The following is a 6,862-nucleotide window of genomic DNA, read 5'->3' as shown; positions in this document are numbered from 1 at the left end:
GCACATCGCTGTGCGATTTATTTAAAACTTTGAATTAACAGGTACGTTTTGTCTTGTTTAGTTTTCAAAGATCATTATAATGGAGCGGGTGATGAGAATCGAACTCACGACATCAGCTTGGAAGGCTGAGGTTTTACCACTAAACTACACCCGCATTTGAATTGGCGCGCCCGAGAGGAGTCGAACCCCTAACCTTTTGATCCGTAGTCAAACGCTCTATCCAATTGAGCTACGGGCGCTTATCAGGCGACTTAACTATCATACTACCAATCAGTTATGATGTCAAGTGTTTTTTTATTTCTTTTCGAAGTCTTTTTCTCGACCTTATTTATTATACACGCTTTTGAGAATTTGTAAAGTCTTTTTTCAAAAGATCATTTTCTCATTTGTCGTTATCGCTTTGTTCATCAGCGACGTTTAATAATATACCATGCACTTCAAATTAGGTCAACACTTTTACGAAACTTTTTTCTCACTTATTATTCCCTTCTATATAATAAATAAAAAAGCAGGATTCCTAGGAACCCCGCGTCTATTCAGATTACCCGCTCACCTCAGCTTCTGCGCTATTACGATCTGTTTTTTCATAAGCACGGAAGTTTTGTTCAAGCTGTTCGAGCGACAGACCTTTCGTTTCCGGAAGAAACCTTTTCACAAATATAACGGACGCTACCCCTAACAGGACAAAAATGAAGAAGGTTGCAGACAATCCGATGTTTGCGAGCAGGATCGGAAAAGTTAAACCCACAAGGAAGTTCACGATCCAGAGGCAGAAGACAGTGACCCCCATACCAAGTCCCCGCAATCGAAGCGGGAATATCTCCGACAGCATCAGCCAGGTCACCGGAGAGACAGCCCCCTGCTGAAACGCAAGGAAAGTGACTGTTAATGAAAGAACCACATAAGGAAGAGCAGGCGATCCTTTCAGCACGACAGACAGAACTCCAATCAAAAGCAGCACCGCAGTCGTTCCGATCAGCCCCGTCATCAGCATCGGGCGGCGGCCGACTTTACCGAGAAGCCATATTCCCACAAAAGTTGCGAGCACTGAAATCACACCGTTAGCGATATTGCCGATCAATGCGGCTTTTGTCTCGAAACCGGCATCTTTTAAAATTTGAGTTCCATAATACATAATTGAATTCACGCCGGTGAGCTGCTGCACTACCGCAATTCCGATCCCAATAAACACAATGCGGCGCACCCATGGAACGGCAAGATCCTTAAAGGTCGCCTGCTCCATCTCAACTTCCTTATGAAAGGCAGATTCAATCTCAGCGATCTCAGACTTCGCTTTCTCTTCATTTCTTATTCGCCGGAGAACGTGCAGAGCATCTTCTTTTCTTCCTTTAGAAACCAGCCAGCGCGGACTTTCAGGAACTTTCAGCATACCGAAAAACAAGAATAACGCCGGAAGGGCCGCGATAACGAGCATATAACGCCAAGCGTGAGAGGTATCACCAAGCACATTGCCGATGATAGCATTACACGTGAAGGCAAGCAGCTGGCCCGTTACAATCATCAATTCATTTTGGGTAACCATTCTCCCTCGGCTTTCCGCCGGCGACATTTCAGCCAAATATGCCGGAACGGTTACGGATGCTCCCCCGACGGCAAGCCCCAGCAGAAAACGGGAGATGATCATAACCGATACGTTAGGCGCCAGTGTACATCCAAGCGTCGCTGCAAAGAACAAAACGGCAAGAATAAGGATATTTTTACGTCTGCCGTTATAGTCCGACAATCTCCCACCGAAAACCGCGCCGATCGCAGCCCCCAAGAGCAGGGAGCTCGCCACCATCCCTTCAGTCAAAGCGGTAAGATTAAGCTGGTCAGCTTCCGCCATAAACGGCAGCGCCCCATTAATTACACCGGTATCGTAGCCGAAAAGAAGTCCCCCGAATGTTGATACTAAAATGATGGTTCTCAAAAATGAATGCTGGCTGCTATTTTTATTCATCTTCAAATCCTCCTAGTTTTTACACAGAGATAATATCGAAATATTCAGTTATCAATATTTACACCTATAATGTCTGCATACAAGTTCTGACCGTCCAAAACAGTTATATAAGAAGAAAATGATCCGAAAGCGTTATCATTTATAGTGATTATTCGCTCTCCCCTCTCGCCAAATTGTTACTTTATAGTTACTTTGTAGTGAAGTTATAATGATATTATTGGTAATTATGTTATTATCATAATTTTAAAAGCGCTTTCAGTCAATAAATATTTCAGAAAATTTTATAACTTATCTATATTATACCCACACGTAATCAATTTACATTTTTCATTAATGCATTTTTGTAACATGCTCAATGAATTACCCCGATTGTAATCAATAATTGATTATATATTGAAAACCCCCAATCAGCAGTTGGGGGTTTTTGATTTATTCTTCGTTTATTGTAACGATCGTTCTTCCTCTCGCTTCTCCTTTTAAAAGGGCAGGAAGCGTATCCGGCAGCTCTTCAAGTGTAATTTCCTTTTGAATAAAGGCCTCCAGATCTGCAGGCTTGAAGTCATCAGCTAAACGCTGCCATGTTTTCTTTCTAGTCTCCATCGGACAGAATACGGAATCGATTCCCAAGAGACTGACGCCGCGCAATATAAACGGAAAGACTGTAGCCGGGAGTTTCGTTCCCGCTGTCAGTCCGCTCACAGCAACTGATCCGCCGTACTGAATCTGGCTGAGAACTGAAGCAAGCGGCTCACCTCCGACCGGATCGACGGCCGCTGCCCATTTTTGTTTTTGCATCGGTTTTAACGTGCCGTTATACACTTCATCACGGCGAATGACCGTCTTCGCTCCGAGGCTCTTCAAATAGCCGCTTTCATCTTCTTTTCCCGTACTGGCCTCGACCTCGTAACCTAAGGTTGAAAGAATGGAGACGGCAAAGCTTCCGACGCCGCCTGTCGCTCCCGTGACCAGCACCTTCCCTTTTTCAGGAGCGGCATGGTTTTCTTCAAGACGCTGGACGGACAATGCGGCAGTGAAGCCGGCGGTTCCGATCGTCATGGCTTCTTTAAGTGTCAGACCTTCAGGCAGCGGCACGATCCAATCAGCCGGAATGCGGGCCATCCCGCTATAACCGCCAAAGCGGGAAACACCTATGCCGTAGCTTGTCGCAATGACTTTGTCCCCCTCTTTGAAACGGGCGTCATCTGAGGAAACGACGATTCCCGCTAAATCAATTCCCGGCACGAAAGGATACGACGTTACAATCTTGCCGTCAGGAATGGCAGCCAAGCTGTCTTTATAATTCACCCCCGAGTAGCAAACCTTAATCAGCACTTCACCCTCGGGAAGGTCCTGAACCGCCAGCTCCCGTACGCTGACTGAAAACCGGTCTTCACGTTGATCGACTACTAACGCTTTAAATTGATCTGTCATCACTACATCTCCTTAAAATGAATTGAATGGCTTTGGAAAAGCATAGAATAAGTTTGATTTGATTTCAAATGTCCTGCCCCGTGTAGTATGATCAAAAGTAAAAACAGCGAAAGAGTGGTTACGCAGTATGTCTGATAAACAAAACAAAGATAACAAAAACAACAACAGCGGCAATCAGCCATTACCGGACATTATTCATACCGCCGTTTTCAAGGCGCCGATACAAGTTGTCTGGGATACGGTCTCCACTGCGGACGGCCTGTCTCTCTGGTTTATGCCGAATGATTTCACACCTCAAGAAGACAGTGAGTTTCAGCTGGAATCTCCGTTCGGTCCGTCTCCGTGCAAGCTGCTGGATATTGAAGCGCCGTACCGCCTTTCTTTTTCGTGGGATACGGAAGGCTGGATCGTTTCTTTTGTCTTAAAGGAAACGGAAAGCGGAGATACGGAATTCACTCTCATTCACGGCGGATGGAAAGAGCCGGAAGCCGTCATCAATAAAGTCAATCGGAAAAGCTCCGAGATTCACAGTACGATGGATCAAGGATGGAACGGGCTTGTCAACACGAAACTTCGCGGGGCGGTTGAGGCTTAACACAAAAGGACGGACACGCTTTCCGTCCTTTTTTTGATGCCGATACATAAAAACTGACTTTGCAAAGACACTAACAGAAGAACCGAAAACTTCTTTCAGGGGGCGCTGTTTATGTATTATTACAAAGAAGAGCTGATCAATATCATTAAACCGGACAAGCCGGACCCGGCCGCAGCCAAGGTGCTTCAGGAAATTTTAGGCGGGCACTACGGAGAAATGCGGACGATGATGCAATACTTTTTCCAAAGCTCTAATTTCAGAGGAAAAGAAAAACAGTTCCGTGACCTGCTTCGCGGTGTATTTTTAGAAGAGATCGCACACGTTGAGCTTGTCCAGCATACGATTAATGCGCTGCTCGACGAAAGCGGCGCTGAGGGTCCCGGAAATCAGGCAGCAGATCAGGCGCCGCTTGACGAAGCAGTTAAACACGCCAATCCGCACCATTTTATCATCGGGGCGCAAAGTTCTCTTCCTGTAGACGCTGGCGGCAATCCATGGAACGGGTCTTGGGTATACAACCACGGGAACCTGATTTCCGATTTATTGGACAATGTCGTGCTGGAATCAACCGGCGTGCTGCAAAAGACGCGCATTTATGAAATGAGTTCAAATCAGACGTTCAGAGAAACACTCGGTTTTCTGATCGTCCGTGACAACGCTCATCAAAATGCATTTACAAAAGCGTTGGAAACACTGGGTGTCGAATGGGGCAAATTATTTCCCGTGCCGAATTATGATATTGAAAAATACCCGGAATGCCGGAAATTCGTTGAGATGGGTTATCATAATACCCAATTTAATTTCAGACTGGATCCGACACGGATCGGAGAAATTCTGCAGGGAACGACGCCGAGCCGAAACGGCGGCGAATTAAGTGTGTCCGAGCCTCCTAAAGGTTTCCCCGTGCCGGAACTTCCCGAGCTTCCGAATGAGCACAGCCCCGGACTGAAGGATATGAACCTGTAACAAAAAACGCCTGTTTCGGGCGTTTTTTGTTTTTCTGAATATGAGGTTTGAATGTGTTTAAAACGGGGAATATAAGCCGGGAGATCTTGCCATACGGCCGTTATTATAATGTGAGCACATTGCTGTACATACTTCGTTTCGAAAGTTGTCCTAATTTTCCAGCCGGCCGGCTGGGTATGTTTGAATGATAATGGGAATTATGTAAAGAGAACAATGTCTTTTCTAAGGAGGCAGCGAATGTCTAAGCAAGGAAACTTCCAGAAAACTATGTCACTTTTTGATCTTATTTTAATCGGCATGGGAGCCATATTCGGTTCGGCATGGCTGTTTGCCGTCAGTAACGTCGCCTCTAAAGCGGGCCCATCAGGCGTTTTTTCCTGGCTGATCGGCGGGGGAATCATCTTATTGATCGGCTTGGTTTATGCGGAACTGGGCGCCGCGCTGCCGCGGACCGGGGGAATTATCCGGTATCCCGTATATTCACACGGACACCTGGTCGGATATTTAATTTCCTTTGTCACCATTGTGGCATACACGAGTCTTATTTCTATAGAAGTCACGGCAGTCCGCCAATACGTGGCGTATTGGTTTCCCGGTTTGACCGTAAAAGGCTCCGATTCGCCGACAATTGCCGGGTGGATATTGCAATTTGCGCTGCTCTGCCTGTTCTTCCTCCTCAATTACTGGAGTGTCAAAACCTTTGCGAAAGCAAACTTCATTATCTCGATTTTTAAATATGTCGTACCGATTACGGTAATTGTGGTACTGATTTTTCATTTTCACCCGGGCAATATGACCGTTCACGGATTCGCGCCTTTTGGTTTCACCGGAATTCAGGCCGCGATTTCCACAGGCGGCGTCATGTTTGCATATCTTGGGCTGCATCCGATTGTGGCTGTCGCGAGTGAAGTGCAGAATCCGAAGCGGAACATTCCGATCGCATTGATTGTCTGTATTATCGTTTCTACTGTTATTTACACCGTGCTGCAGCTCACTTTTATCGGGGCGATCCCGGCGGATACCTTGAAGCACGGATGGCCGGCTATCGGGACTGAATTCTCCCTTCCGTTCAAAGATATCGCCGTTTTGCTCGGTTTGGGGTGGCTGGCGACATTGGTCATTTTAGATGCGATTTTATCACCGGGCGGTAACGGAAATATCTTTATGAATACGACATCACGTCTCGTCTATGCCTGGGCCAGAAACGGAACATTATTCAGCATTTTTTCTAAAGTCAATAAAGAAACCGGGACACCGCGTGCCTCCCTTTGGCTTTCGTTCGGTCTGGCTGTTTTTTGGACGCTTCCGTTCCCTTCTTGGAACGCTCTTGTCAACGTATGCTCCGTCGCATTGATTCTGTCTTATGCGATTGCGCCGATTTCTTCTGCGGCGCTGAGAGTCAACGCGAAGAATATTAACAGACCGTTTTATTTAAAAGGGATGAGCATCATCGGACCGCTGTCGTTTATTTTTACCTCTTATATTGTATATTGGTCCGGATGGCGCACCGTATCCTGGCTTCTCGGTTCTCAAATTGTCATGTTTCTGATCTATCTCTGTTTCAGTAAATATGCTCCCAAAGATGATGTCAGCATACGCCAGCAGCTGAAATCAGCATGGTGGATCGTCGGCTTTTATGTCATGATGCTGATTTTCTCCTATCTCGGCTCGTTCGGCCACGGATTGGGCATTATCAGCAATCCGCTTGACCTGATTCTGATCGCCATCGGTTCGCTCGGTATTTATTACTGGGCAAAATATACAGGACTGCCGAAGGCTATGATCGACAGTGATAAATGACGAATGCCGGAAAGAAGTATGGTCTTCTTTCCGGTATTTTTATTTTAAAGGATGACAAAAAAGCGAACACGCGATAAAATGAATGACAGTCATTCACAAAAGGAGGAACC

At 46.2% G+C, this 6,862-nt stretch carries 5 protein-coding genes and 2 tRNA genes; 3 read left to right on the top strand and 4 right to left on the bottom strand.

Annotated features, from left to right (window positions below; all coding sequences use genetic code 11):
- Positions 1-80: 80 nt before the first annotated feature.
- From SB847_RS18300 to SB847_RS18285, 4 genes are all read right to left on the bottom strand, one after another.
- A tRNA-Gly gene (locus SB847_RS18300) sits at positions 81-154 on the bottom strand.
- Positions 155-162: 8 nt separating this feature from the next.
- Positions 163-239, bottom strand: a tRNA-Arg gene (locus SB847_RS18295).
- 302 nt (positions 240-541) lie between these two features.
- A complete protein-coding gene (locus SB847_RS18290) occupies positions 542-1,960 on the bottom strand; it encodes a sugar porter family MFS transporter (RefSeq protein WP_044803143.1) in 1,419 nt (472 codons plus the stop codon).
- Between the two features lie 429 nt (positions 1,961-2,389).
- Positions 2,390-3,391, bottom strand: coding sequence for an NADPH:quinone oxidoreductase family protein (locus tag SB847_RS18285; protein ID WP_282999955.1), 1,002 nt, complete (start codon positions 3,389-3,391; stop codon positions 2,390-2,392).
- Positions 3,392-3,518: 127 nt separating this feature from the next.
- On the opposite strand from SB847_RS18285, the gene SB847_RS18280 reads away from it, so the two are divergent.
- The 3 genes from SB847_RS18280 to SB847_RS18270 all read left to right on the top strand — a co-directional run bounded on the left by SB847_RS18280 (position 3,519) and on the right by SB847_RS18270 (position 6,752).
- Positions 3,519-3,986: an SRPBCC family protein gene (locus SB847_RS18280; RefSeq protein ID WP_017419162.1), complete on the top strand. Its 468-nt coding sequence runs from the start codon at positions 3,519-3,521 to the stop codon at positions 3,984-3,986.
- Positions 3,987-4,097: 111 nt separating this feature from the next.
- Positions 4,098-4,952, top strand: a complete 855-nt coding sequence (locus SB847_RS18275) for a manganese catalase family protein (protein WP_007409292.1) — start codon at positions 4,098-4,100, stop codon at positions 4,950-4,952.
- A 237-nt stretch (positions 4,953-5,189) separates the two neighbouring features.
- Positions 5,190-6,752 carry an APC family permease gene (locus SB847_RS18270; RefSeq protein ID WP_282999954.1) on the top strand — a complete coding sequence of 521 codons (1,563 nt, stop codon included), beginning with the start codon at positions 5,190-5,192 and terminating at the stop codon, positions 6,750-6,752.
- Positions 6,753-6,862: the final 110 nt, after the last annotated feature.

This window comes from Bacillus sp. SIMBA_026 (assembly GCF_046535335.1).
GTDB classification, from domain to species: domain Bacteria; phylum Bacillota; class Bacilli; order Bacillales; family Bacillaceae; genus Bacillus; species Bacillus velezensis.
This window is presented reverse-complemented; position numbering and strand designations above follow the sequence as displayed.